Source organism: Kribbella lupini, from assembly GCF_039529595.1.
Taxonomy (GTDB): Bacteria; Actinomycetota; Actinomycetes; order Propionibacteriales; family Kribbellaceae; genus Kribbella; species Kribbella lupini.
The window spans coordinates 1376671-1400843 of sequence record NZ_BAAANC010000002.1; the positions used below are offsets into that span (position 1 = coordinate 1376671).

23 protein-coding genes are annotated in these 24173 nt (G+C 70.2%); 12 read left to right on the plus strand and 11 right to left on the minus strand.

The annotated features are described in order from the left end of the window. Window positions 1-98: 98 nt before the first annotated feature. The gene (locus tag ABD235_RS19860; protein ID WP_344176089.1) at window positions 99-1148 is read left to right on the plus strand and encodes an aldo/keto reductase; all 1050 of its coding nucleotides are present in this window, start codon (window positions 99-101) and stop codon (window positions 1146-1148) included. A gap of 6 nt (window positions 1149-1154) precedes the next feature. On the opposite strand, the gene ABD235_RS19865 is transcribed toward ABD235_RS19860, so the two are convergent. Next, complete coding sequence (locus ABD235_RS19865; RefSeq protein ID WP_344176091.1) at window positions 1155-1583, minus strand: MarR family winged helix-turn-helix transcriptional regulator; 429 nt, start codon at window positions 1581-1583, stop codon at window positions 1155-1157. Window positions 1584-1644: 61 nt separating this feature from the next. On the opposite strand from ABD235_RS19865, the gene ABD235_RS19870 reads away from it, so the two are divergent. From ABD235_RS19870 to arfA, 8 genes are all read left to right on the plus strand, one after another. Beyond that, window positions 1645-2091 (plus strand): VOC family protein, encoded by a 447-nt coding sequence (locus ABD235_RS19870; protein ID WP_344176093.1) that lies wholly within the window; start codon window positions 1645-1647, stop codon window positions 2089-2091. 118 nt (window positions 2092-2209) lie between these two features. Next, the gene (locus ABD235_RS19875; RefSeq protein WP_344176095.1) at window positions 2210-2455 is read left to right on the plus strand and encodes a hypothetical protein; all 246 of its coding nucleotides are present in this window, start codon (window positions 2210-2212) and stop codon (window positions 2453-2455) included. Next, complete coding sequence (locus ABD235_RS19880; RefSeq protein WP_344176097.1) at window positions 2452-2655, plus strand: hypothetical protein; 204 nt, start codon at window positions 2452-2454, stop codon at window positions 2653-2655. Before ABD235_RS19875 ends, ABD235_RS19880 begins: the two co-directional genes overlap by 4 nt. Window positions 2656-2787: 132 nt before the next feature. Continuing rightward, window positions 2788-3795: a LacI family DNA-binding transcriptional regulator gene (locus ABD235_RS19885; protein WP_344176099.1), complete on the plus strand. Its 1008-nt coding sequence runs from the start codon at window positions 2788-2790 to the stop codon at window positions 3793-3795. 108 nt (window positions 3796-3903) lie between these two features. After that, window positions 3904-5193: an extracellular solute-binding protein gene (locus ABD235_RS19890; RefSeq protein ID WP_344176101.1), complete on the plus strand. Its 1290-nt coding sequence runs from the start codon at window positions 3904-3906 to the stop codon at window positions 5191-5193. 14 nt (window positions 5194-5207) lie between these two features. Further along, window positions 5208-6149, plus strand: a complete 942-nt coding sequence (locus tag ABD235_RS19895; RefSeq protein WP_344176103.1) for a carbohydrate ABC transporter permease — start codon at window positions 5208-5210, stop codon at window positions 6147-6149. Next, window positions 6146-6970, plus strand: coding sequence for a carbohydrate ABC transporter permease (locus ABD235_RS19900; RefSeq protein WP_344176105.1), 825 nt, complete (start codon window positions 6146-6148; stop codon window positions 6968-6970). Before ABD235_RS19895 ends, ABD235_RS19900 begins: the two co-directional genes overlap by 4 nt. 33 nt (window positions 6971-7003) lie before the next feature. After that, window positions 7004-8503, plus strand: coding sequence for an arabinosylfuranosidase ArfA (gene arfA / locus ABD235_RS19905; protein WP_344176107.1), 1500 nt, complete (start codon window positions 7004-7006; stop codon window positions 8501-8503). Here the strand turns inward: arfA and ABD235_RS19910 are convergent. The 3 genes from ABD235_RS19910 to ABD235_RS19920 are packed head-to-tail and all read right to left on the minus strand — an operon-like array spanning window position 8489 to window position 10891. Further along, window positions 8489-8887 carry a hypothetical protein gene (locus tag ABD235_RS19910; protein WP_344176109.1) on the minus strand — a complete coding sequence of 133 codons (399 nt, stop codon included), beginning with the start codon at window positions 8885-8887 and terminating at the stop codon, window positions 8489-8491. The two genes, arfA and ABD235_RS19910, sit on opposite strands and share 15 nt — an antisense overlap. Before the next feature lie 49 nt (window positions 8888-8936). Next, a complete protein-coding gene (locus ABD235_RS19915) occupies window positions 8937-9566 on the minus strand; it encodes a response regulator (protein WP_344176112.1) in 630 nt (209 codons plus the stop codon). Further along, window positions 9563-10891, minus strand: coding sequence for a sensor histidine kinase (locus ABD235_RS19920; RefSeq protein WP_344176114.1), 1329 nt, complete (start codon window positions 10889-10891; stop codon window positions 9563-9565). The genes ABD235_RS19915 and ABD235_RS19920 overlap by 4 nt, the downstream gene beginning before the upstream one ends. A 104-nt stretch (window positions 10892-10995) precedes the next feature. Here ABD235_RS19920 and ABD235_RS19925 point away from each other — a divergent pair, with 104 nt between their 5' ends. Continuing rightward, on the plus strand, window positions 10996-12675 hold the full coding sequence (locus ABD235_RS19925; protein WP_344176116.1) for an ABC transporter ATP-binding protein: 1680 nt from the start codon (window positions 10996-10998) through the stop codon (window positions 12673-12675). Between the two features lie 164 nt (window positions 12676-12839). Further along, entirely contained in the window at window positions 12840-13664 is an 825-nt protein-coding gene (locus tag ABD235_RS19930) for a serine/threonine-protein kinase (protein WP_344176118.1), read from the plus strand. On the opposite strand, the gene ABD235_RS19935 is transcribed toward ABD235_RS19930, so the two are convergent. Further along, on the minus strand, window positions 13633-14091 hold the full coding sequence (locus ABD235_RS19935; protein WP_344176119.1) for a GNAT family N-acetyltransferase: 459 nt from the start codon (window positions 14089-14091) through the stop codon (window positions 13633-13635). The genes ABD235_RS19930 and ABD235_RS19935 overlap by 32 nt on opposite strands. A gap of 72 nt (window positions 14092-14163) precedes the next feature. Between ABD235_RS19935 and ABD235_RS19940 the strand changes: the two genes are divergently transcribed. Beyond that, window positions 14164-16203: a penicillin acylase family protein gene (locus ABD235_RS19940; protein ID WP_344176121.1), complete on the plus strand. Its 2040-nt coding sequence runs from the start codon at window positions 14164-14166 to the stop codon at window positions 16201-16203. A gap of 119 nt (window positions 16204-16322) precedes the next feature. Here the strand turns inward: ABD235_RS19940 and ABD235_RS19945 are convergent, their stop codons facing one another. The 6 genes from ABD235_RS19945 to glgX form a co-directional block, all read right to left on the minus strand. Next, window positions 16323-16748: a hypothetical protein gene (locus tag ABD235_RS19945; protein WP_344176123.1), complete on the minus strand. Its 426-nt coding sequence runs from the start codon at window positions 16746-16748 to the stop codon at window positions 16323-16325. A gap of 191 nt (window positions 16749-16939) precedes the next feature. After that, a complete protein-coding gene (locus tag ABD235_RS19950) occupies window positions 16940-17377 on the minus strand; it encodes an Hsp20/alpha crystallin family protein (protein WP_344176126.1) in 438 nt (145 codons plus the stop codon). 160 nt (window positions 17378-17537) lie between these two features. Further along, window positions 17538-17726, minus strand: a complete 189-nt coding sequence (locus ABD235_RS19955; RefSeq protein WP_344176128.1) for a hypothetical protein — start codon at window positions 17724-17726, stop codon at window positions 17538-17540. A 126-nt stretch (window positions 17727-17852) separates the two neighbouring features. Continuing rightward, on the minus strand, window positions 17853-19577 hold the full coding sequence (treZ, locus tag ABD235_RS19960) for a malto-oligosyltrehalose trehalohydrolase (RefSeq protein WP_344176130.1): 1725 nt from the start codon (window positions 19575-19577) through the stop codon (window positions 17853-17855). Window positions 19578-19581: 4 nt separating this feature from the next. Continuing rightward, window positions 19582-21999 (minus strand): malto-oligosyltrehalose synthase, encoded by a 2418-nt coding sequence (treY, locus tag ABD235_RS19965; protein ID WP_344176132.1) that lies wholly within the window; start codon window positions 21997-21999, stop codon window positions 19582-19584. Next, entirely contained in the window at window positions 21996-24113 is a 2118-nt protein-coding gene (gene glgX / locus ABD235_RS19970) for a glycogen debranching protein GlgX (protein WP_344176135.1), read from the minus strand. Before glgX ends, treY begins: the two co-directional genes overlap by 4 nt. Window positions 24114-24173 lie beyond the last annotated feature (60 nt).

Consider the following 24173-nt stretch of genomic DNA (forward strand, 5'->3'; position numbering starts at 1 on the left):
GTGCTCCTCGGTCCGGACGGTGGCTCGAGGTGTGGGTTGACCTAGAGCGCGGTCTAGATCCTAGGTTCTGGACACACCACTACCGAGGAGTTCGCCGTATGCGATACCGCACTCTTGGCGCGACCGGCATCGAGGTCAGCGTGCACTGCCTGGGCACGATGATGTTCGGCGCGGTCGGCAATCCCGACCACGAGGACAGCGCCCGGATCATCCACGCCGCGCTGGACCAGGGCATCAACTTCGTCGACACCGCCGACATGTACTCCTCCGGCGAGTCCGAGGAGATCGTCGGCAAGGCGCTGAAGGGCCGGCGCGACGACGTCGTGCTGGCCACGAAGGTGCACTTCCCGATGGGCGAGGGCCCGAACCGCGGCGGCAACTCGCGCCGCTGGATCACCCACGAGGTCGAGCAGAGCCTGCGCCGGCTCGGCACCGACTGGATCGACCTGTACCAGGTGCACCGGCCGGACCACCGCACGGACGTCGAGGAGACCTTGTCGGTGCTGACCGACCTGGTCCGGGCCGGCAAGATCCGCGCCTTCGGCTGCTCGACGTTCCCCGCCGAGGACATCGTCGAGGCGTACCACGTGGCCGAACGCCGCGGGCTCGGCAAGTTCCGCACCGAGCAACCGCCGTACTCGCTGCTCGCCCGCGGGATCGAGCGGTCCCTGCTTCCGACCACCCAACGCCTCACCATGGGCGTCCTGACCTGGAGCCCACTCGCCTCCGGCTTCCTGTCCGGCAAGATCCGCAAGAACCAGCCCGTCGACCTGTCGGTCGGCCGAGCCGCCCTGACGCCGTTCCGGTTCGACCCCACCATCCCCAGCAACGCGGCGAAGTTCGACGCGCTGGAGCAGTTGATCGAGGTCGCCGAAGGGCTCGGCCGCACCCTCCCGGAACTGGCGCTCGCGTTCGCCGTCACTCACCCCGCGGTCACCTCGGTCATCACCGGTCCGCGCACGATGGAGCACCTCGACAGCACGCTGAAGGCCGCCGACCTGACCCTGGACGACAAGACCCTGGACCGGATCGACGAGATCGTCCCGCCTGGCACCGACCTCTACCCTGCCGATGGAGCCTGGCGGCCGGTGTCGCTCACCGACCCCACCCGACGCCGGCGTCCCGTCGCGGAACGCTCAGCCGGCTGAGCCCGCTTACTGACTGAGGCCGGCGTGGACCTTGGCCGCCAGCTTGAGCAGCTGGGCCCGCTCGGTCGCGGTCAGCGGGGAGAGCGTCGAGTTCTCCACCTTCTGTACGACGGTGCGCGCGGTCGTGAAGGTGCGCCGGCCCAGGCCGGTGAGCGCGATCCGGTAGCGCCGGCGGTCGTCCGGGTCGCGCTCCCGCGACACCAGCTCGTCGTGGAGCAGCTCGTCCATCAGCCGGACCATGTCGCTCGGGTCGAGCCCCAGACCGCCGGCCAGCGTGCTCTGCGCGGACGGACCTTGGTCGGCCAGCTCCGCGAGGGCCGCGAACTGCCACAGCGTGATGCCAGGTCGTACGGCGAGACGCTCCGCGATCTCCCGCCGGCCGGCCACACCCACCTTGTGCAGCACGAACGTGGTCATCCCCAGCAGCGTCTCCATGGCAGTCCATTGTAGGGTCGAACCAATCGTTGGTAATTCCCCACTAATTCGGAGGATCTGCATGGACGCGCTCTACCCGCGACTGCTCGTCGACGACTTCCCGGCGACGGTCGAGTTCTACCGCGGCGTCCTGGACGAACTGTTCGGAATTCAACCAGTGAAGGTGATTCCGGAGGCGGCGTACGCGAACTGGGACCTCGGCGGCGAGACCGCGCTGGTGCTGTTCGGCCGCGCGGGCCTGAACGCCGCACTGGGTCTGGAAGCGGAAGGGCCCGCTGCGTCGTCGGCGAGCAACGCGGCCGCGTCCGCGACGACGGCGGCTGCCTCTTCCACGAGCATGATGCTGGTGTTCAAGGTCGGCGACGTCGACACCGCCGCGCGGATCGTCGAGAAGCACGGCGCGACCCCCGTCGCGGCCGCGCAGGACCGCCCGCAGTGGGGACCGAACCTGCGCACCGCCCATCTCCGCGCACCCGACGGCACCCTGCTGGAGCTCCAGTCCTACTGACAGCGGCGTCATCGGCTGCTACGCCACGTATTTCTTCGATCCGGTGCTTTTATTTCGCCGCCACCGGGGCACCGGTCAGAAGACAACGAAGGACAATCGAGAGAAGAAGCTGAGTCCGATGGCACTGCCGCAGTCGATCCGCAACGCCGGGGAGCCCTGGACCACCCAGGACCTGCACGAGCTCGAGGAACTGGCGGCCGACAACTTCCCACCCTGCGTGATCGGCCTGCGGCTCGGCCGCCCCGAGGACGCGATCGTCGACCAGGCGCTGCGGGCCGGCGTTAAGCTGACCCCACTGAACCGCCCGCCGTACGGCGTCCGGCCGGCGGCCGGGCGAGGGCCTGAAGGGGAGGACGACCGATGAGCTTCGACCGACCAGGAGTGCCCCACCCCGGGAACCCGGCCAACGAGGCGGAGACCGAGGAGATCCTCGAGGAGGAAGGCGTCGACGTCAGCGACGGCCGCCTCGACGGTCGCGACCACCCCGGCGGCCCGTCCGCCGGCCCCCAGCCGTACACCCCTCGTCACGCCACCAAGCCACCCGCCGAGGACGAGCCGAGCTGACCTTCGCGACGGCGAACGGGACGATCTCGCGGCACGGCGGCCGCCTGCGCACCCAAGAGGGAGCACGGAGGTCGAGTTCTCCGTGGACTACCGTGTTCGGAGCAGCATCGGCCGGCGCGGAGGGGATGACCTGTGGCAGTGACCATGCGCGATGTGGCGCAGCACGCGGGGGTGTCGCCGAAGACCGTGTCGAACGTGATGAGCGGATATCCCTTCATCCGTGAGGAAACCCGGCAACGGGTGCTCGCCTCGATCGATGCGCTCGGCTACCAACTCAACATCTCCGCCCGCAACCTCAAGTCCGGCCGCACCGGCATCATCGGCCTCGCCGTACCGGAGCTCAGCCAGCCGTACTTCGCCGAGCTCGCCGACGCCGTGATCACCGCCGCGGAAGGCCACGGCCTGACCGTGATGATCGAGCAGACCGGCGCCGTCCGCGAGCGTGAGCTCGCGACCCTCGCCCGTCCGCGCGGCCCGCTCGTCGACGGACTGCTGTTCAGCCCGCTCGCGCTGGGACCCGACGACGTCGGGCACCTCCGGACCGGGACCCCCATGGTCCTGCTCGGCGAGCGGATGTTCCACGGCCCGGTCGACCACGTGATGATCGACAACGTCGCCGGCACCCGCGCGGTCACCGAGCACCTGCTCGCACTCGGCCGCCGCCGCATCGCCGTCATCGGCACCCACCCCGGCGAGCTCGTCGGCACGGCCGCGATCCGGTACGACGCCTACGCCGCCGCCCTCGCCGACGCCGGCGTCGAGCCGATCGACCGGCTCGCCATGCCGGCCGACCCCTGGCAGCGCCGGACCGGCGCCGCCGCGATGGAGGCGCTGCTCGCCTCCGGCGCCAAGTTCGACGCGGTGCTCGCGCTCAACGACACGCTCGCCGTCGGGGCACTGCACACGCTGATCAAGCACGGCGTGCGGATTCCTGACGACGTGGCCGTCGCCGGGTTCGACGACATCGACGAGGCCCGGTACGGCACGCCGAGCCTGACCAGCGTCGATCCCGGCCGCGGGCAGATCGCCGCCACCGCCGTGGACATCCTGGTCGCCCGGATGAACGGCGACGACACCGACCACCGCGAGATCGTCGCGCAGTACGAACTGCACGTCCGCGAGTCCACCACCGGACACTGATCGGGCTGAACCCTTGACGCCCTCCGCGGGCGACGGCATCATCCTTCTACACCGATGTAGAACACCGATGTAGAACGTGGCCCCACCGCCCCCTCGGGAGGACACGAGATGACCGTTCCCCACCCTTCCCGCCGTACGCTGCTGGCCGGCGCCCTCGGGCTGGCCGGCGCCGCCGCCCTGAACGGCTGCGGCTCCGTCGGAGGTCCCGAGGCCCGGGTCCGCGAGTGGAACCTGTTCGGCGGAGGTGACGGCGCCCGGCTGCTCCAGATCCACGACAAGTTCGTCGCCGAGCACCAGGACATCGTGTTCGAGGCGCACACGCTGGCCTGGGGCCCGCCGTTCTACACCAAGCTCGCCATGTCCGCCGCCGGCGGCCGAGCGCCCGAGGTCGCGACCCTTCACCTGTCCCGCCTGAAGGGTTTCAGCCCGGGCACGATGCTCGACCCGATCCCGCTCGACCTGCTGGCCAAGGCCGGGATCACCGAGCAGGACTTCCTGCCCGAGACCTGGCAGCGGTGCCAGGTCGACGGTCAGTTGTACGCCGTACCGCTCGATCAGCACCCGTTCGTCCTCTACTACAACACCGAGATCTGCCAGAAGGCCGGGCTGCTCGGCCCCGACGGCCGGATCAAGCCGGTCAAGGGTGTCGACGCGTTCTTCGAGATGCTGAAGGCCGTCAAGGACGTCACCGGCAAGTTCGCCGCGTCGGTCGAGACGACCAACCCGTGGCGGCTGTGGTGGACCCTGTACGGCCAGCTCGGCGGTGAGTTCTTCGACGAGTCCGGCCAACAGCTGGTGCTGGACGACGCCAAGGCGCTGGAAGCCCTGCAACTGATGGCGAAACTGGCCACCGACGGGCTGACCCCGAAGTCGGCCGACTACCCCGCGCTGGTCGCGCAGTTCAGCAACGGCGACGCCGGGCTGAGCTTCAACGGCGAGTGGGAGGTCACGACGTACCAGGCCGCGAAGATGCCGTTCAGCATGGCGCCCTTCCCGGTCGTGTACGACGTCCCGAAGTTCGCCGGTGACTCGCACACGTTCGTGCTGCCGCACCAGGCGAACCGCCGCGACGCCGACACCGCGGCGACGGTCGAGTACATCGCCTGGATGCTGAAGAACAGCGCCGACTGGGCCGCCGGCGGCCACATCCCGGCGTACCAGCCGGTGATCGCGAGCCAGGAGTACCTGGCGCTGAAGCCGCAGGCCGAGTACCGCTCGGTCGCGCCGGACGTGCTGTACGACCCGGACGCGTGGTTCAGCGGTTCGGGCGCGCAACTGCAGAACGAAGCGGGAGCCGCGTTCTCGGGGGTGTACTCGGGCGCGTCGACGCCGCGGCAGGCGCTCGACCAGTTCAAGGCCGCCACCCGGAAGCTGCTCGACACCCCGTCCCCGGTCTGACAGGAGCTGACCCGATGGCCGTGCAGACACCCGCCCGCCCCCGTACGCCGGACGCCACCGCGTCGCCACCACGCTCTGGTCCGCCCTGGACCGAGCGGTGGGGCGGACTGTTCTTCGTCGCGCCGTTCGGGTTGTTCTTTCTGTTCTTCCTGCTCTGGCCGACGCTGGCCGGGCTGTGGAACTCCTTCTTCAACACGAGTCTGGCCGGGGTCAAGCAGGAGTTCCTCGGCCTGGCGAACTGGCGTGAGCTGTTCGGCGACCCCGCGGTCTGGGACTCGCTGAAGAACACGCTGGTCTTCACCGCGATGAGTACGCCGCCGCTGGTCCTGACCGCCCTGGTGATGGCGCTGCTGGCCAACCGGCGTGGCGTCTTCGGCTGGTTCCTGCGGTTCGCGTACTTCGCGCCGTTCGTGCTGCCGGCCACCGTCGTGACGCTGATCTGGGTGTGGATCTACCAGCCCGGCTTCGGCCTGGTGAACGGGCTGCTGACGTCGGGCGGGTTCGCCGAGATCGACTGGCTGAACACCGAGAACCGGGCGATGCTCGCGGTGGTGATCACGACGGTCTGGTGGACCGTCGGGTTCAACTTCCTCCTGTACCTGGCCGCGTTGCAGGGCATCCCGGCGCAGCTCTACGAGGCCGCTTCGATCGACGGCGCGAACGGCCGGCAGCAGCTGTTCCGGATCACGCTGCCGATGCTCAGCCGCACCACCGGGCTGATCGTCGTACTGCAGCTGGTCGCGTCGCTGACGATCTTCGACCAGATCTACCTGATGACCGACGGCGGACCGAACTACGCGACCCGGCCGATCATCCAGTACATCTACGAGAGCGGCTTCACCAGCTACCGGATCGGTTACGCCTCGGCGGTGTCGTACCTGTTCTTCCTGATCGTGGTGATCGTCTCGGTGGCCCAGTTCAAGCTGTTCGCCGGCCGGAAGGAGGCGGAGCGGTGAACCGGCTCAGCTACCCCAAGGTCGCGATCGCAGTCGGCGGGGCACTGCTCGCACTGGTCTGGCTGGTTCCGTTGCTCTGGGCCCTAGACACGTCATTGAAGCCCGAGCCGGAGACCACCAGGACGCCGATCACCTGGCTGCCGGGCGATCCCACCTTCGACGCGTACCGCAGCGTGATCGAGCAGGGCTCGCTGCTGCGCTGGTTCCTGAACAGCACGATCGTCGCGGTGCTCGTGACCGGGCTGACGCTGCTGGTGTCGGTGCTGGCGGCGTACGGGTTCTCACGGACGACGTTCCCGGGGCGGAAGGTGATGTTCGGGCTGCTGATCGCCGGCATCCTGGTCCCGCCGCAGGTGCTGATCGTGCCGCTGTTCCAGGAGATGACCGCGCTCCGGCTGGTCGACACCTACTGGGGCATGGTGCTGCCGCAGGTGGTCGCGCCGGTGATGGTGTTCGTGCTGAAGAAGTTCTTCGACGGCATCTCCCGCGACTACGAGGACGCCGCCCGGGTCGACGGCGCGAACCGCTGGCGGATCGTCTGGGCCGTGATGGTGCCGATGTCGCGGCCGATTCTCGTTGCCGTCGGCATCTTCACCTTCATCGGGGCCTGGAACAACTTCCTCTGGCCGTTCATCGTGACCACCGACCCGTCGATGATGACGATCCCGGTCGGACTCGCCAACGTGCAGGGCTCGTACGGCCTGCGCTACGCCCAGATCATGGCCTCGGCCCTGCTCGGCGGACTGCCGCTGCTGATCGTCTACGGACTCTTCCAGCGGCACGTGGTCCGCGGTGTCGGCGACGCCGGCATCAAAGGCTGAGTACTTCCCACCACCACCAAGGAGCATTCCCTCGTGCCTTCTGCCTCACTGATCCTCGATCCCTCCTTCACCGTCGCCCCGGTCAACCGCCGCACGTTCGGCACGTTCGTCGAGCACATGGGCCGCTGCGTCTACACCGGCATCTACGAGCCCGGCCACGCGACCGCCGACGAGGACGGCTTCCGCAAGGACGTCCTGGAGCTGACCCGGGAGCTCGGCGTCTCCCTGGTCCGCTACCCGGGCGGCAACTTCGTCTCCGGCTACCGCTGGGAGGACGGCGTCGGCCCGCGGGCCGACCGGCCGCGCCGGCTGGAGCTGGCCTGGCACAGCATCGAGACCAACCAGTTCGGCCTGGACGAGTTCGTCCGCTGGTGCGCGAAGGCCGGCGTCGAGCCGATGATGGCGATCAACCTGGGCACGCGGGGCGTTCAGGAAGCGCTCGACCTGCAGGAGTACGCCAACCACCCGAGCGGTACGGCGCTGTCGGACCTGCGCGCCGAGCACGGCGCGGCGTCGCCGTACGGAATCAAACTGTGGTGCCTGGGCAACGAGCTCGACGGGCCGTGGCAGATCGGGCACAAGACTGCGAGCGAGTACGGGCGGATCGCGGCCGAGACCGCGCGGGCGATGCGGATGGTCGAGCCCGACCTGGAACTCGTGGCCTGTGGATCCTCGGGATCGGGCATGCCGACGTTCGGAACCTGGGAGCGCGAGGTGCTGCGCGAGTGCTACGACGTGGTCGACCACATCTCGTGCCACGCGTACTACGGCGACGACAAGGACGACCCGGCGTCGTTCCTGGCCTCGGCGGTCGACATGGACCGCTTCATCGACGCGGTCGTCGCGAGTGCCGACGCGGTCGGCGCCGAGCTGAAGAGCAGCCGCCGGATCGACATCTCCTTCGACGAGTGGAACGTCTGGTACGGCGACCGCTCGCGGCGGACCGACGGCGACCCGGACGCGTGGGAGGTGGCGCCGCGGCGGATCGAGGACGAGTACAACCTCACCGACGCCGTTGTCGTCGGCAACCTGCTGATCTCGTTGCTGCGGCACAGCGACCGGGTCGCGGTTGCTTGCCTGGCACAACTGGCGAACGTGATCGCCCCGATCATGACCGAGCCGAACGGCCCGGCCTGGCGGCAGCCGACGTTCCACCCGTTCGCGATCACCTCGCGCCTGGCCGCGGGTCAGGTGCTGCGGGTGCAGACCACGTCCCCGACGATCTCCACCGAGAAGTTCGGCGAGGTCGAAGCGGTCGACGCGGTCGCGACGTACGACGACGGCAAGCTCGCGGTCTTCCTGGTCAACCGCTCGCTCGACCAGACCATCGAGGTCTCGGTCGACGTCAGCCGCACCGGCGTCACCACCGTCCAGGAGGCGCTCACGATGGCCGACGACGACCGCCTGGCCGTGAACTCGGCGACCCAGCCTGACCGCGTCGTACCGCGGGAGACCGAGGGCGTGCGCCTGGAGAACGGCAAGCTCACAATCAGCCTGCCCCCGATCTCCTGGACGGCGCTAGCCCTTGCCTGAATGACCTGACTTGTCGTCGTCGTCCTTCTTGCGGAGGCCTCCCTTGTCGTCACCGGGCTCAGTGCTGGGCCCGGTGGTCGGGGTGCGGAGGCCTCCCTTGTCGTCGCCGGGTCCGACGGTCGGGTTCGGTGTGGTGGTGACCGCCTTGGGCTCCAGCGTCGGCGGGAACCAGAGCGGCGCCGGGGACTCACCAGGAGTGCCGGGGTCGAAGGCCGACCAGACCGCTGTTCCGCCGGCCACCAGACCGGCGGCCGCCACCAGCCCGAGCAGGCCGGTGCCCGCCCAGGCGGCGTACCGGCCCAGGCTCCGGCGGCCGGCTTCCGTGCCCGTGCCGCCCGTCTGCAGGACGACGGGCCGGCGTCGGGTGTCCGGGCTCTGCTCCATGACTCGATGGTGACCCATCACGGCCGCCGAGGGCCATCGGACCTTGGTACTAGTACTCCCCGCGCTGAGCGTTCCGCTGGGCCCACAGCGCCGCCTGCGTCCGGTCGGTGACGCCCAGGCGCTGGTAGATGTTGGTGAGGTGCGCCTTGACTGTCCGCTCGCTGATGCCCATCCGGCGGGCGATCGACTTGTTCGGCAGCCCGTCGCTGATCATCTGGAGCACCTCCTGCTCCCGGCCGGTCAGCTTGGTCTCCGGGCCGGGAGCACGCCGGTTGGTGAGCAGCACCCGGGCAGCCTTCGGGTCCAACGGCGACCCGCCCGCCACCACCTCGCGGATGCCGGCCAGGATCACCTCCGGCTCACTGTGCTTGAGCAGGTAGCCCTCGGCACCGGCCTGCAGCGCGTCCAGGATCCGCGCCTGATCGCTGAACGACGTCAGCACCAGCACATGCGCCTCCGGGTCGGCCGCGACGATCTGCCCGGTCGCGGCGATCCCGTCGGTGCCAGGCATCGACAGATCCATCAGTACGACGTCCGGCCGCAACTCGGCGGCCATCGCCACCGCCTGCGCGCCGTCAGCGGCCTCACCGACCAGCTCCAGGTCGTCGGCCGTCCCCAGCAGCTGCGCCAGCCCGGTCCGGACGATCGCGTGGTCGTCGGCAATCAGCACCCGGATCATCCGACTGGCACCTCGACCTCCACCCGCGTTCCCTGGCCAGGAGCGGCCCGGACTGTCAGCATGCCACCTGACTCCGCCAGCAGGTCACCGATCGAGCGGAGACCCAGGTGCCCGCCGGTACTACGCTCTTCCAGCCGCGACTCGTCGAAGCCTCGCCCGTCGTCGTCGATCACTAGTGTGGCGACTCCGTCGCTCCGCCCGGCGCTGATCAGGACCTCCCGCGCTCCACTGTGCGAGGCGACGTTGCGGACCACCTCCTGAGCAGCCCGGAACAACAGAGCCGCTACGGCCGGCGGCAGGTGCTCTGCCTCCTCCGTCTCCAGCCGTACGTCGATGCCCGCGCGTTCCAGTCCGGCCGCCAGCTCGGCCAGCGCCGAGGCCAGACCCTCCTCGACCAGGTTGGGCGGGTAGATGTCGACGAGCAGCGAGCGCAGCGACCCGATGCTGCCGCGGAGCCGCGACGCACTGTCGGCGATCAGCTCTGCGCGCTGACCTTCGGTGGGGTTTCCCAGCCGCATCGCGTCGAGGGCGTAGTTGAGCCCGGTGAGTTCCTGGACCACACCGTCGTGCAGTTCACCAGCGATTCGCCGCCGCTCGGCGTCGGACGCCTCGACCGCGTGCCGGAGCAGCCGCTCGCGGTCCCGTTGCTGCCGCTGAACGCGGCGGGCCAGCGACCAGGCGAAGGGGATCTGGACCAGCTCCAGCAGCAACAGCGCTCCCAGGGACGGCGGGGCGAACCGCTGCCAGGCGGCCTGCCCCGCCTCGGTCACCGCCTGGTACCGGAAGTACGCCTCGAACAGCATCGGCTCGCCGTTCGGGCCGCGCACTCCGACGTACACCTCGAGCAGCTTGCGGTACGGGATCTCGAACCTGTTCTCCGGCCGGCTCAGGTCGCTCACCTCGGACTCGACGCTGCCGCGCACCCGCAGTGCCTCGGCCTCGTCCGGGCCGAGCGGGAAGCGGGTGCCGATCAGCCGCGGCTCGTCGGAGTAGACGACGCGCCCGTCGGCGTCCCACAGCTTCACCCGGACCAGCGACGCCTGCAGCACGTACTGCCGCATCGCGGTGTCGAAGGCCCGCAGCGCCTCGGGCTGACCTGCGATCACTCCGGCGGTCAGGCGCGGCTCGACCACTCCGCGCGCGGTGACGTAGGTGACCTGCCGGGCCGACTCCGCTGCCTGCTCGGTCCCGGCCTGGCGCGCGACGAACGCGATCAGCGCCGCCAGCGACAGCAGCACGATCAGGCCGGCCGCGGTGAACCGGACGAGCAGTCCGACCGTGGACAGCGGTTCACGGTCCGCACGCGGACGTCGCAGTTTCACCATGCGGGGATCGTAGAGGCGGATCGCCGCCGCCGGGCAGCCCGACAACCGTCCTAGTACCAAGGTCCACTACCCGTGCCGACCTCGGCCCGGTGAGTGTTGTCGGCATGAAGCTACCGCTCTCGCTCACCGTCGCCGGGCCCGCCGCCCGGGTGCAGCTCCCTGCACTCGCGGCAGCGGCCGGCCTGGTCGTGCTGCGAGTCGGTGTCGTCCTGCTCCGCCCGTGGCCGCTCGCCCTGGCCGTCGACCACGCCCTGTCCGGTACGCCGGACAACCCGCCGGCCGTGCTGGTCTTCGCCGCTCTGGCGACCGTCGTCCTCAGCGCGGCGATCGGCCTGCTCGACATGGCCGGCCTGCGCATCGTCGAAGGAGCGGCCGAGCGGATCGGGGCGGGGCTGCGGGCAACGATGTTCCAGCAGACCATGACCAGGTCCCTGCGCTGGCACGACCGGATGCGCAGCGGTGAACTGGTCTCGCGGCTGACCACGGACGTCGGCCGCGTGCTGGACGGCGTGGTCGCGGTCTCCACCTCGTTCCTGCCGGACGCGGTGATGCTGGTCGCCGTACTGGGGCTGCTGTTCGCCTTCGACCCTGGACTGGCCCTGATCGGTCTGGCCGTCGTACCGGTGCTTGCCGTGCTGGCGGTGCGGCAGCGCCGGCTGATCAGAGCGGCTCAGCAGGACGCCAGGACGGAGTCCGGTCGGCTCGCTGGGACCACCACCGACCTGCTGCGCAACGTGCGCGCCGTCCAGGCTTTCGGGCGAGCGGATCGAGCAGCTGCGGTGTTCGGCACACGCAACCGCGCCGTACTGGGTGTGGAGCTGCGGGCGATCGACGTGGATGCCCGGTGGACTCCTGTCGCGGACATCGTGCTTGCGGTCGGTACGGCGTTGGTGCTGGTCGTCGGAGGGCGGCACGTCCTGGCTGGACTGCTCACGACGGGTCAGCTGCTGGTCGTACTCGCCTACCTGCGAGACCTGTACTCGCCTGTCCGTGGGCTGACCCGGCTGTCCGCCGTACTGGCCAAGGCGGGTGCCAGTGCGACCAGGGTGCGGGACGTCCTGGAGTGCGACGAGGCTGTCACCGACAGGCCAGACGCTCGGCCGGCGCCCGCGATCAGGCAAGGCGTTCGATTCGAGCGGGTCGGCTTCGGCTACGAAGCGGCTCATCCGGTACTGCGTGACTTCGACCTGACAGTTGCCGCCGGTGAGACCGTCTGTCTGCTCGGGCCGAGCGGCATCGGCAAGAGCACGCTGCTGCACCTCCTGCTCCGCCTGTACGACGTGGACGCCGGCCGTATCCTGATCGACGGCGTGGACCTGCGCGACTGCACCCAGCGGAGTCTGCGCGAGCGGTTCGCGTTCGTCCCGCAGGACCCGTGGCTGCTGGACGCGACCGTCGCCGAAAACATTGCCTTCGGCAACGCAGAGGCGACCCGGGCCGGCGTCCTGCTGGCCGGCCGGGCGGCGCTGGTGGACGAGTTCGCCGGCCGGCTTCCCGACGGCTACGACACTCCCCTCGGCGAGGGCGGCGTCCGGCTCTCCGGCGGTCAGCGTCGCCGGGTCGCCCTGGCCCGGGCCGCGGTCTCGACGGCCCCAGTCGTACTGCTGGACGAACCGACCGCGTCGCTCGACCCGGCTTCGGCCCACACCGTGATCGAGGCGATCCGGACCACGACGGCCGACCGCACGGTCCTGCTCGTCACCCACGACCACGACCTCGCGGCGATCGCCGACCGGGTCGTCACCCTGCCCACCCGCGTTCTCCAAGTCACTGGAAGGAGGTGAGCACCATGCTCCGGATCAAGCCGACCATGCACCACGGCCGTAGCCGGTCCCGCAGCCGCTCGCGCAGCCGCAGCCGGTCCCGCAGCCGCTCGCGCAGCTGATCACCAGGCCCGCCGATCGCCGATGGGCGGTCGGCGGGCCGGCCCTTCGACAGGAGAGCCCCGATGACGCAAGCAGTCGACGCCGAAGACCAGCAGCCGGTCTGGCAGTCCGCCGAAGGCTGCGAGCTGCCCGGCGGGACTCTGGCCGTCGAACGGCTCGGAGTGGGACACCGGTGCGAGACCTGGCTGGTCTGGTCGCCGGTGCTGTGGGCGCCCGCCGTACTCAAGCTGGCCAGGCCGCACCAGATCAGACACCCCCGCGCTGTGAAGACCCTGCAGCGTGAGACCGCAGCCCTGGCAGGCAATCAGCACCCCGCGCTGCCTCGTCTCCTCGCCGACGGGACCAGGGACGCCGTACCGCATGTCCTGCTCGAGTACGTCGACGGGCCGTCGCTCGCGGACGAGCTGGACGAGCAGGGTCCGCTCAGTCCCACCGAGACCGCCCTACTCGGCGCGCAACTTCTCCCCGCTGTTCTCTCCCTACACCGCCGGGGGATCGCGCACCTGGACCTCAAACCCGAGAACGTCGTACTCCGCGACAGCCGCCCGGTGCTGATCGACTTCGGCTCAGCCCGCCGGCTCGGCTCCCTCCAACCAGCAGGCCACCCGGTCGGGACTCTTGGCTATGCGTCACCCGAGCAGGAGTCCTGTCAGCCGGTCACTGCGTCGATGGATCTGTACAGCCTGGGTGTCACGCTCGCCGAGTGCCTGACCGGCGAGGAGCCGATCATCCAGCAGTTGCTCTCACCAGAGCCGGCGGACCGCGGCACACCTGAAGAGGCCCTCATCGCACTGGCCACCATGGCTGGCGAGCTCCGCCCCTGGCCTGACTGGCTCGACCGGTACGCCGGTGCGGTCAGAGCACCCGTTCCCGGCGGAACCGGGTGATGCTGATCCCCGGACCAACCTCCACCTGCTCGAACTCGTGGTAGCCGCGGCCCAGGTACAGCTTGATCGCCGGGGCGTTCGCCGTGCCGGTGGAGACCAGGGACAGGCCGCGGGGTTCCAGGTCGTCGAGGGCGTCGAGCAGGGCGGTCGCGTGGCCCTTGCGGGCGTGCGCCGGGTCGACGACCAGGCGGGTGATGTCGACGGTCTCGGGGTCGGGGAACTCGTAGGCGACGGCGGCGACCAGGAGGTCGTCGGTGAAACAGCCGAGCCAGTGCTCGGTCGACGCCATCAGGCCGGCCAGGTCCTCCTGCAGCGGCGGGATCCCGTCGAAGCCGATCAGGGCGGCCTCGACGGCGTACGCGCGGTGCTGGACCTCGAGCAGGCGTGGCGCTATCCCGGGGTCGGCCGGGTCGATCGGACGGATCACCAGTCCACGCTAACCCGATAGCGTGTCAGGCGCGCCGCCGAAGCCGTGGCTGGTCCGCTCGAAGGGATACGTGTGAAGGTCTACCGGGACAGCTGGGGAGTGCCACACCTTCGGGCCGATGACCCACTGTCGCTGGTTCGGCTGCAGGGGCGGAACGTCGCCGGAGATCGGGCCTGGCAGATCGAGACGCAGCGGCGCAAGTATCTTGGCACGACCGCCGCTTTCCTCGGGGCGGTCGGCGTTGCCTGGGACACCTTCGCCCGGCAGGCTCGCCTGGCCGACACCGCCGAGCGCTGCTTCCGGGCGCTCGACGGCGACACCCGCGCGTGGGTCGAGGCGTACGTCGCCGGCGTCAACGAGGGCCTTCCGGCCGGCGCCGCCCAGGCTCCGGAGTTCGCGAAGACCGGCCTGACCCTGCAGGAGTGGGAGCCGTGGGCGCCGCTCGGGATCTGGATGGCTGTGCACATCCTGTTCGCGGGATTCCCGTCCAAGCTGTGGCGTGAGCAGGTCGCGCTGCACCTCGGCGACGACGCGATGGACGTGTTCACCTCCGAAGGACCCCGTACGTCGGGCAGCAACGGCTGGATGATCCCGGGCGCTCTGACGGCGACCGGTACGGCGCTGATCGCGGGCGATCCACACCGGTACGTCGAGAGCCCCGGCGTCTACCAGCAGCTCCGGCTGGCCTGCCCGGCGTACGACGTCCTGGGCCTGGCCGTTCCGGGCATCCCCGGTATCGCCCACTTCGGCCACGCCGGCGACGTCGCCTGGGCGATCACCAACGCCTCGGCCGACTACCAGGACCTGTACGAGGAGCAGCTCCGCCGTACGGCGGACGGCGTGGAAGCGCTCGGGCCCGACGGCTGGGAAGCCGCCACCGTGCACACCGAGTCGGTGGAGATCGCGGGACGGGACGCCGTCGCGGTCGAGGTGATCGAGACGGCACGCGGGCCGGTGGTGATCGGCGGTCCGGATGCCGATCGCGCGGTCAGCCTGCGGTATCCGCCGCGGGTCACCGGGCGGCTGGGCTTCGAGGTGCTTCCCAGGTTGCTTCAGGCAACGGACGTCGCGGCGGTCGACGCGGCCCTGGAGAAGTGGGTCGAGCCGGTCAACGTCGTGCTCGCGGCGGACACCTCGGGTGGCCTGCTGCACCGGACGGCCGGGCTCGTTCCGCGACGGGATCCGGAGAACCAGTTGCGCGTCGTACCGGCCTGGGAGTCCAAGCACCAGTGGGAGAGCTGGATCGACCCGATGCCAAGGGCAACGGTCGACGGCGTGGCGGTGATGGCGAACGCCCGGGACCTGGCCGCGCCGCTCGGGGTCGAGTTCGCCGCGCCGCACCGGTTCCGGCGGATCCATGAGCTGCTGACCGCGCGGGACGGCTGGACGGTCGAGGACATGCCGACCATCCACACCGACACCTGGCTGGGATCGGCCGGCAGCATCGTCGACCCGATGCGCGACCTCGCCGACCTCTCGCCCGACGCTGCGGAGCTGCGCGGCCGCCTGCAGCGGTGGGACCGCCGGATGGACGCGACCAGTACGACGGCCTCCAGCTACGCCGCGATCCGGAAGGCGCTGAGCCGCCGGATCACCGCCCACCCGGCGATCGCGGCGCTGGACGACATCGACAGCACGGAGATGTTCCTGCCGTACCTCGACCTGCTGACCCACGTCTCGTTCGCGCTGGAGAACCTGTTAACCAGTGACCTGGACATCGACTTCGCCGCGCTGCTCCGGGAGTCGCTGGAGGAGGTCGCCGCGAGGAAGCCGCGTGGATCGTGGGGTGAGACCCACCAGTTGTCGCCGGTGCAGCTGATCCGAGGCCCGCTGTTCACCCGCGACGAGGAGCCGATCGACCTGGGGCTGTCCGGCGACCACCACTGTGTTTGGTCCACGTCGAGTGTCCCGGGGACGACCGACCTGACCGTACGAGCCTCGGTCGCGCGGTACGCCTGGGATCTCGGTGACCGCACGAAGAGCGGGTGGAGCGTGCCGCTCGGTGCGTCCGGCGTACTGGGCGACGAGCACCACCACGACCAGCTCCCGTTGTGGCTGCGCGGTGAGCTGGCGCCGATCGTGACGGACTGGGATCAGCTGACGCCGGAGTAGGTGGCGGCCCGGGCACCGGGCGAGGGGTCAGGGGGTAGTGCCCGGGCCGCCAGGCAGTGCAGCAGATCACTGCCTCTTCGGTGGTGGCGAGTACTGGTCGCACGCCACCGGGCAGGGGGTCAGGCGGTCAGCTGAAGGAACCGGCGGAGGGTGACAGCTGCTGCGAGGACCGCTGCGCCGCTCAGGAGGACCGCCATGCCTCCGGTGGTCCAGGTCGTGGGGGTGGTCGCTCGCATGGTGTTGATCGCGGCGAGGTACAGCGCGTTGGTCAGACCGGCAGCCGCGGCCAGGGCGGCGGTCGCTCGGACAGCCGGCCGGTCCAGGTCCAGCTCGTCCGCGGCTGCCACGAGGCAGGCGACGAGGCCGGCGGTGATCGGCAGGGTGTAGAGCGCGGCCATCAGGACGCCGCCGCCGACCATCAGGTAGAGGAGGTCGAAGACCACGGCGACGCCGGCCAGCACACCGGCGTACAGGGCGAACATCGGGTGGAAGGCCCGCGTCAGGACGGTGGTCCGGGACGGCGGGGCGACTACCTGGGGGTGCAAGACATCCTTTCTGGGAACTCGTACGGGGTCAGGGACGGAGGGCGGACGGCTGCCGGCGGCGGCCCGTGCGCCCGGGTGCGGCTGCGGTGCCGTCGTGCACCGCCGTGATGCCGCCGGGCAGCCGTCCTGGGAACTCGACCGGTTCTCCCTGCAGGGCATCACCACCTTCCGGTGAGCGAGCCGGAGGGGGCTCAGCCGTCGAGCTGGTGCTGCGGCTCGGCGGAGCCGATCGCGATCTTGCGCGGTTTGGCGTGATCGACGACCGGGATCTTCAGCGTCAGCACGCCGTCGGCGTACGCCGCCTGGATGTTCTCGGTGTCGAGGGAGTCGCCGAGGAACAGCTGCCGGGAGAAGACGCCCAGCGGGCGTTCGGCGATCTGCTGCTCGACGCCGCCGGGCAGGCCCACGGGACGGCGTTCGGCCTTGACCGTGAGGACGTTGCGCTCGACGCTCAGGTCGATCGCGTCGGGCGAGACGCCCGGAAGATCGAGCACGACGAAGTAGTCGTCGCCGGAGCGGTAGGTGTCCATCGGCAGGCTCGCGGGCCGGGACCAGGTGCCGGTGGCCGGGCCGAGCAGCTGCTGGGTGATCCGGTCCAGTTCACGGAAGGGATCGGTGCGCATCAACATCGTTTCCACCTCCTGTTGTCGACCAGTTCGGTGTCAACACGCACTACTTTTCTACCGCGTCATCGGAAGGATGACAAGTCCCTTCGTCAGCTTTTTGGGGACGAAGGGCAGCTCCTGGGTGGAGCGCACCGTCGACCCGGTGCGCTCCACCCCGACGGAGCTAGCTCAGGACCTTCTTCTCGTCCCGAGGCCTGTGGTCGTGGCTCGCGGCGCGGCGCTCGACCGGCTGGTGCTCGGTGCGTGGTGCCGGGCAGACCGGGCCGCGGCGGATCGGTCCGCCGCCCAGCCGCCTGCTTTTCCACTGCTTCTCGTCGTAGTCGTAGTAGGTGTCGGTCCCTCCAACGCTCACAGCCGTCCTCCCTGTCACCCCCCGGTGACCCCCCTCCTGCTGACTGCCCAACAGGCTGGTACCCACCCACAGTCCGTCACCAGACCCTTGCAGCACAAGGGATTGACGAAACTGTGTTGGTCCTGATCAAACCGCCCAGATGGCCACGGAACGACCGGAAAGCGTTACCCCGTCGGTGACCAGGTCGCTCGTACCGAACGTCATCACCTCGTACGACGGAACGCCGTCCACCGGCACCACGCGCTCTTCCGCACCGAGGTTGACCACCACGCGCAGCTTGCCGCGGCTGACCACCAGCCACTCGCCGTTCTCGTCCGACGTCACCGCGACCGAGCCGAGCCGGTCGTCCCGCAGGTCCTCGCTGCGCGCCCGCAGCGCGAGCAGGTCGCGGTACCAAGCGAGCAGCTCGTGGTGCGGCGACCGGTCCACCTCGGTCCAGTCCAGCACCGACGCCCGCCAGGTCTCCGGGTCCTGCGGGTCCGGGATCTCTTCCGCGTCCCAGCCGAACGCCGCGAACTCGCTGCGCCGCCCGTTCCGGACGGCGTCGGCCAGCTCCGGCTCGTCGTGGTCGGTGAAGAACCGCCACGGCGTCGACGCGCCCCACTCCTCGCCCATGAACAGCATCGGCGTGTACGGCGACGTGATCACCAGCGCCGCACCGATCGCCAGCTGGCCCGGCGTCAGCCCCGGCCGGTCACCGAGCGCGCGGTTGCCCACCTGGTCGTGGTTCGAGGTGTACGCCAGGAACTCCGAACCCCGGTGCTTCGCCGGATCCACGGGCCGGCCCCAGTCCTTGCCGCGGAACGACGAGTACGAGCCGTCGTGCAGGAACACCTGGGTCAGCGTCTTCTCGAACACCCCGGGCTGCGCGAAGTCCTCGTAGTACCCGGCCCGCTCACCGGTCAGCAGCGTGTGCAGCGCGTGGTGGAAGTCGTCGCTCCACTGCGCGGTCATCCCCAGCCCGCCGTCGGCCACCGGCGTCACCATGGCCGGGTCGTTCAGATCCGACTCGGCGACGAGCCCCAGCGGCCGGCCCAGCTCGGCCGAGAGCGCGGCCGTCTCCTCCGAGAGCTGCGCGAGCAGGTGCCGCGGGCTGTCGTCCTGCAGAGCGTGGACGGCGTCCAGCCGCAGCGCGTCCAGGTGGAAGTCCCGGAACCACCGCAGCGCGTTGTCGCAGATCCAGCGGCGCACTTCGTGCGAGCCCCGGTCGTCCAGGTTGACCGCCGGGCCCCACGGCGTCGTGTGCTTGTCGGTGAAGTACGGCCCGAACGAGTCCAGGTAGTTCCCGGACGGGCCGAGGTGGTTGTAGACGACGTCGAGGCAGACCGCCAGGCCGACCGCGTGGCACCGGTCGACGAACTGCTGCAGCGCCTCCGGTCCGCCGTACGGCGCGTGGACGGCGTACAGGTCGACGCCGTCGTACCCCCAGCCGTGCTGGCCCGGGAAGGCGGCCACCGGGAGCAGCGACACCACCTGGACGCCGAGCGCGACCAGGTAGTCCAGGTGGCCCGCGGCGGCCTCCAGCGTGCCCTCGGGCGTGAAGGTCCCCAGGTGCAGCTCGTAGAACACCGCGCCGCGCACATCCCGGCCGGCCCAGTCCGAGTCGCTCCAGCCGAAGCGGGACGCGTCGAACACCCGGCTGGGCCCGTGCACACCTTCGGGCTGCCAGGGGCTGCGCGGGTCGGGCATCGGGTCGCTGCCGTCGACGGAGAACGCGTAGTCCGTCCCGTGCCCGGCGTCAGCGACCTCCAGCGACCACCAGCCGTCGTCGGCCTTGGTCATCTCCAGGGACTCACCAAGGACCAGCGAAACAGCCGAGGCGTCAGGGGCCCAGACAGAGAAGGTGTGCATGCGGTCAGCCTCTCGCGAGCAGCGCCACCGGAAGCTCAGCCAGCAGCTCGTCGATCCGAGTCGCTCCACTACCCACGGACCGTCCGGTCAACACGTCCTTCCAGTCCCCCGACGGCAGTACGACGGTCGAGTCGCCCCAGCCGCCCAGCCGGTGCAGGGCGACCGGCAGCCGGGTCGCCAGCGTGATCACCGCGTCCCCGCGGGCGAACGCGACCGCGTGCCCGTTGGACGTCGGCAGCGGCCGGTAGCTGCCCGCAAAGGCGTCGGCGTTCTGCCTGCGCAGCCGGAGCGCGCGCGACGTGACCAGCAGCTTCTCGTCCGCCAGGTCCTGCGGCGACCCGCCGCCGTCCAGCCGGGCCAGCCGCCGGATGCGCTCCTCGTAGTCGACCGGGCGCCGGTTGTCCGGGTCCACGAGCGACAGGTCGACCAGCTCGGTCCCCTGGTACACGTCGGGTACGCCGGGCATGGTCAGCTGCACCAGCTTCTGCCCGAGCGTCGCCGCCCGCACGTACGGCGCCTGCGCGTCGGCGAACCGCCGTACGGACTCCAGCAGCTCGGAGTCGCCCAGCACGGCCGTGGCGAAGGCGGCCACGGCCTCCTCGTACTCGCTGTCCGGTGAGGTCCAACTGGTGTGCCGCTTGCCCTCGCGGATCGCCTTCTGCAGGTAGGCCTGCAGCCGGTCCTCGGCCAGCGGGCCGTCGTCCCACGTCCCGAGCAGGGTCTGCCAGACCAGGTACTCCGTGCTGCCGTCGAGCAGGGGCCCGCGGTAGTCCTCCGACTGCGTCCGCCACGACCGGACCGCCTCGACCCACGCAGCAGGCTGCTCGGACAGCACGCCGAGCCGCGCCCGGACGTCCTCGGACCGTTTGGTGTCGTGCGTCGACAGGGTGGTCATCGTACGCGGCCAGTGGTCGTTCAGCCGGGCGGCATAGGCGTGGAACTCCTCCGGCGAGACGCCGAAGTGCTCCGGGTCGCCACCGACCTCGTTCAGCGAGCTGAGCCGGAACCAGCGGTAGAACGCGGTGTCCTCGACCCCCTTGGCCATCACCGGCCCGCAGGTCTGCTGGAACCGCACGATCAGCTCGTGCCGCGCGTCCTCGTCGATCCGGCTCGCCGTCCCGGCCTCCCGGCCGAGCAGCAGGTCGCGGACCAGGTCGAGCGTCTCCTGCTGCTCCTCGTCCAGGTTGCGCCGGGCGAGCTCGGCCACGTGCTCCAGCACCGCGACTGCCTCCGTCGGAGCCGGCTCACCCGGTACGACGTACGCCCGGTACCGGTCGAAGTTCACCAGCAGCTCGACGACGACCTCGTGGAACGCCCGCCGCGTGTGGTCGCGCAGCCGGACGTCGTCCTGGCAGATCCGGGCCAGCAGCTCGACCAGCCGGTGCACCTCGGCGTACTGGCCGTGCTCCACGATCTCCCGCTTGGCCTCCTCGACCACGGGCGCGAAGTCGGCCGGCTCGCCGGTCAGGTCGGCGTGGTACGCCGCCAGCGGTGCGGCGCCCGCCGGGTCGACGAACAGGCCGCCGACCCGCAGCAGGGCGTCGTAGCCCGTCGTACCGGCACAGGGCCAGTCACGCGGCAGCTCCTCGTCGCCCTCGAGGATCTTCTCGACCACGACCCACGCACCGCCGGTCCGCTCGGCCAGGCGGCGCAGGTACCCGCGGGGGTCGGCCAGGCCGTCCGGGTGGTCGATCCGGAAGCCGTGCAGCTTGCCCTCGTGCAGCAGAGCGAACAGCAGCTCGTGGGTCGCCTCGAAGACCTCCTGCGTCTCCACCCGGACCGCGGCCAGGGTGTCGACGTCGAAGAAGCGCCGGTAGTTCAGCTCCTCGTCGGCGACCCGCCAGTGCGCCAGCCGGTACCACTGCGCGGTCACCAGCTCGTCGATCGGCAGGTCCTCGGTCCCGGGGCGCAGCGGGTACTCGTGCTCGTAGTACCGCAGGACCGGCTCGTCGCCGCTGCGGTCGACCGACAGCTCGTCGTCGGCCAGCACCTTGCCGATCCGGTTGCCGAGCACCGCCATCAGGAGCGGCTGGTTGCCCGAGCCCCAGTCGACGTCGAACCACTCCGCGTACGGCGAACCCGGCCCGTCGCGCAGCACCGACCAGAGCGCGGTGTTGAGCCGGGCCGGCGTCGGCACGGCGACATGGTTCGGTACGACGTCGGCGATCGCACCCATCCGGTGGTCGGCCAGCTTGTCCGTCAGCCGGTCGAACGCCGGCCGCCCGCCGGCCGGCTCCGACAACCTGCTGTGGTCCACCACGTCGTACCCGTGCGTCGAACCCGGCGCGGCCTGCAGGATCGGCGACAAGTAGGCGTGCGAGACCCCGAGGTCGTGCAGGTACTCCACCACGCGCGCGGCGTCGTCGAACCCGAAGGCGGCGTTGATCTGCAACCGGTACGTCGACTGCGGGACCGCCGTCATCCGGCGGCCTGCCGGGGCCGGGTCAGCACGATTGTGCCGTGCGCCTCGATCCGGATCGTGCTGCCGGCCGGGTGCTCGCCCTCCTCGGCGCGACCGGTCGGCCGGATCGTGTCGACCACGACCGACCAGACCTCACCGAACTCCTTGGGCGGCAGCAGGAAGTCCTGCGCCTGGTGGTCGCTGTTCAGCAGGATCAGGAACGAGTCGTCGACCACCGGCTCGCCGCGCGGGTCCGGCTCGGAGATGGCGTCCCCGTTGAGGAACACGGCCACCGCACGGGCGTCGTCCCGGCTCCAGTCGCCGTCCTGCATCTCCTTGCCCTCCGGCGTGAACCAGACCAGGTCGCCGAGCCCGTCGATGCCCTGGTCGCCGTGGAAGAAGCGCCGGCGCCGCAGCACCGGGTGCTCGTTGCGCAGCTGGACCAGGCCGCGGGTGAACTCCAGCAGGTCCTGCTGCTCCTCGTCGAGGTCCCAGTTCACCCAGGCCAGCTCGTTGTCCTGGCAGTAGACGTTGTTGTTGCCGCTCTGGGTCCGGCCCAGCTCGTCGCCGTGCGCGAGCATCGGGACGCCCTGGGAGATCAGCAGCGTGGTCAGGAAGTTGCGCTGCTGCTTGGCCCGCAGGCTGCGCACGCCCGGGTCGTCGGTCTCGCCCTCGGCGCCGCAGTTCCAGGACCGGTTGTGGCTCTCGCCGTCGTTGCCGCCCTCGCCGTTGGCGTCGTTGTGCTTGCCGTTGTACGAGACCAGGTCGCGCAACGTGAACCCGTCGTGCGCGGTGACGAAGTTGATGCTCGCGATCGGGCGGCGGCTGTCGTCCTGGTACAGGTCCGACGAGCCGGTCAGCCGAGAGGCGAACTCGGCCAGCGTGTACCGCTCGCCGCGCCAGAAGTCGCGCACGGTGTCGCGGTACTTGCCGTTCCACTCCGTCCACAGCGGCGGGAAGTTGCCCACCTGGTAGCCGCCGTCGCCGACGTCCCAGGGCTCGGCGATCAGCTTCACCTGGCTGACCACCGGGTCCTGCTGGACCAGGTCGAAGAACGCCGACAGCCGGTCCACCTCGTGGAACTGACGGGCCAGCGTGGCCGCCAGGTCGAAGCGGAAGCCGTCGACGTGCATCTCGGTCACCCAGTAGCGCAGCGAGTCCATGATCAGCTGCAGCACGTGCGGGTGCCGCATCAGCAGGCTGTTGCCTGTCCCGGTCGTGTCGTAGTAGTGCGACTTGTCCTGGTCCACGAGCCGGTAGTACGCCGCGTTGTCGATGCCCTTGAACGACAGCGTCGGGCCCATCTCGTTGCCCTCGGCGGTGTGGTTGTAGACCACGTCGAGGATGACCTCGATGTCGGCCTCGTGCAGGGCCTGGACCATCGTCTTGAACTCGGTCACCTGCTGACCGCGGGTCCCGTTGGACGAGTAGGCGTTGTGCGGGGCGAAGAAGCCGATCGTGTTGTAGCCCCAGTAGTTGGACAGCCCACGTTCCTGCAGGTGCCCGTCCTGGGCGAACTGGTGCACCGGCATCAGCTCGACCGCGGTGATCCCGAGCCCCTTGAGGTGCTCGATGATCGCCGGGTGCGCCATCCCGGCGTACGTGCCGCGGATCTCCTCCGGCAGCGCCGGGTGCGTCTTGGTCAGGCCCTTGACGTGCGCCTCGTAGATCACCGTCTCGTGGTAGGCGTGGCCCGGCGGCCGGTCGTTGCCCCAGTCGAAGAACGGGTTGGTGACGACCGACAGCATCGTGTGCTCCCGGTTGTCCATCGTGTTCAGCTCGTCGGGCTTGGCGAACCGGTAGCTGAACAGCGACTCGTCGGCGTCGACCTGCCCGTCGATGGCCTTCGCGTAGGGGTCCAGCAGCAGCTTCGACGGGTTGCACCGGTGCCCGGCGGGCGGGTCGTACGGGCCGTGCACGCGGTAGCCGTAACGCTGACCCGGCTGCACCGACGGCAGGTACGCGTGCCACACGAACCCGTCCACCTCGGTCAGCTGGACCAGCTGCTCCGAGCCGTCGTCACCGATCAGTGCCAGGTCAACTTGTTCGGCAACCTCCGAGAACAGCGCGAAGTTCGTACCGGAGCCGTCGTACGTGGCTCCGAGGGGATAGGGACGACCAGGCCATTTCTGCACGCGACGACGGTACCCATCCCTACCCCCTTTCGAAGAACGGCGGTGTGTTTCACCACCGCG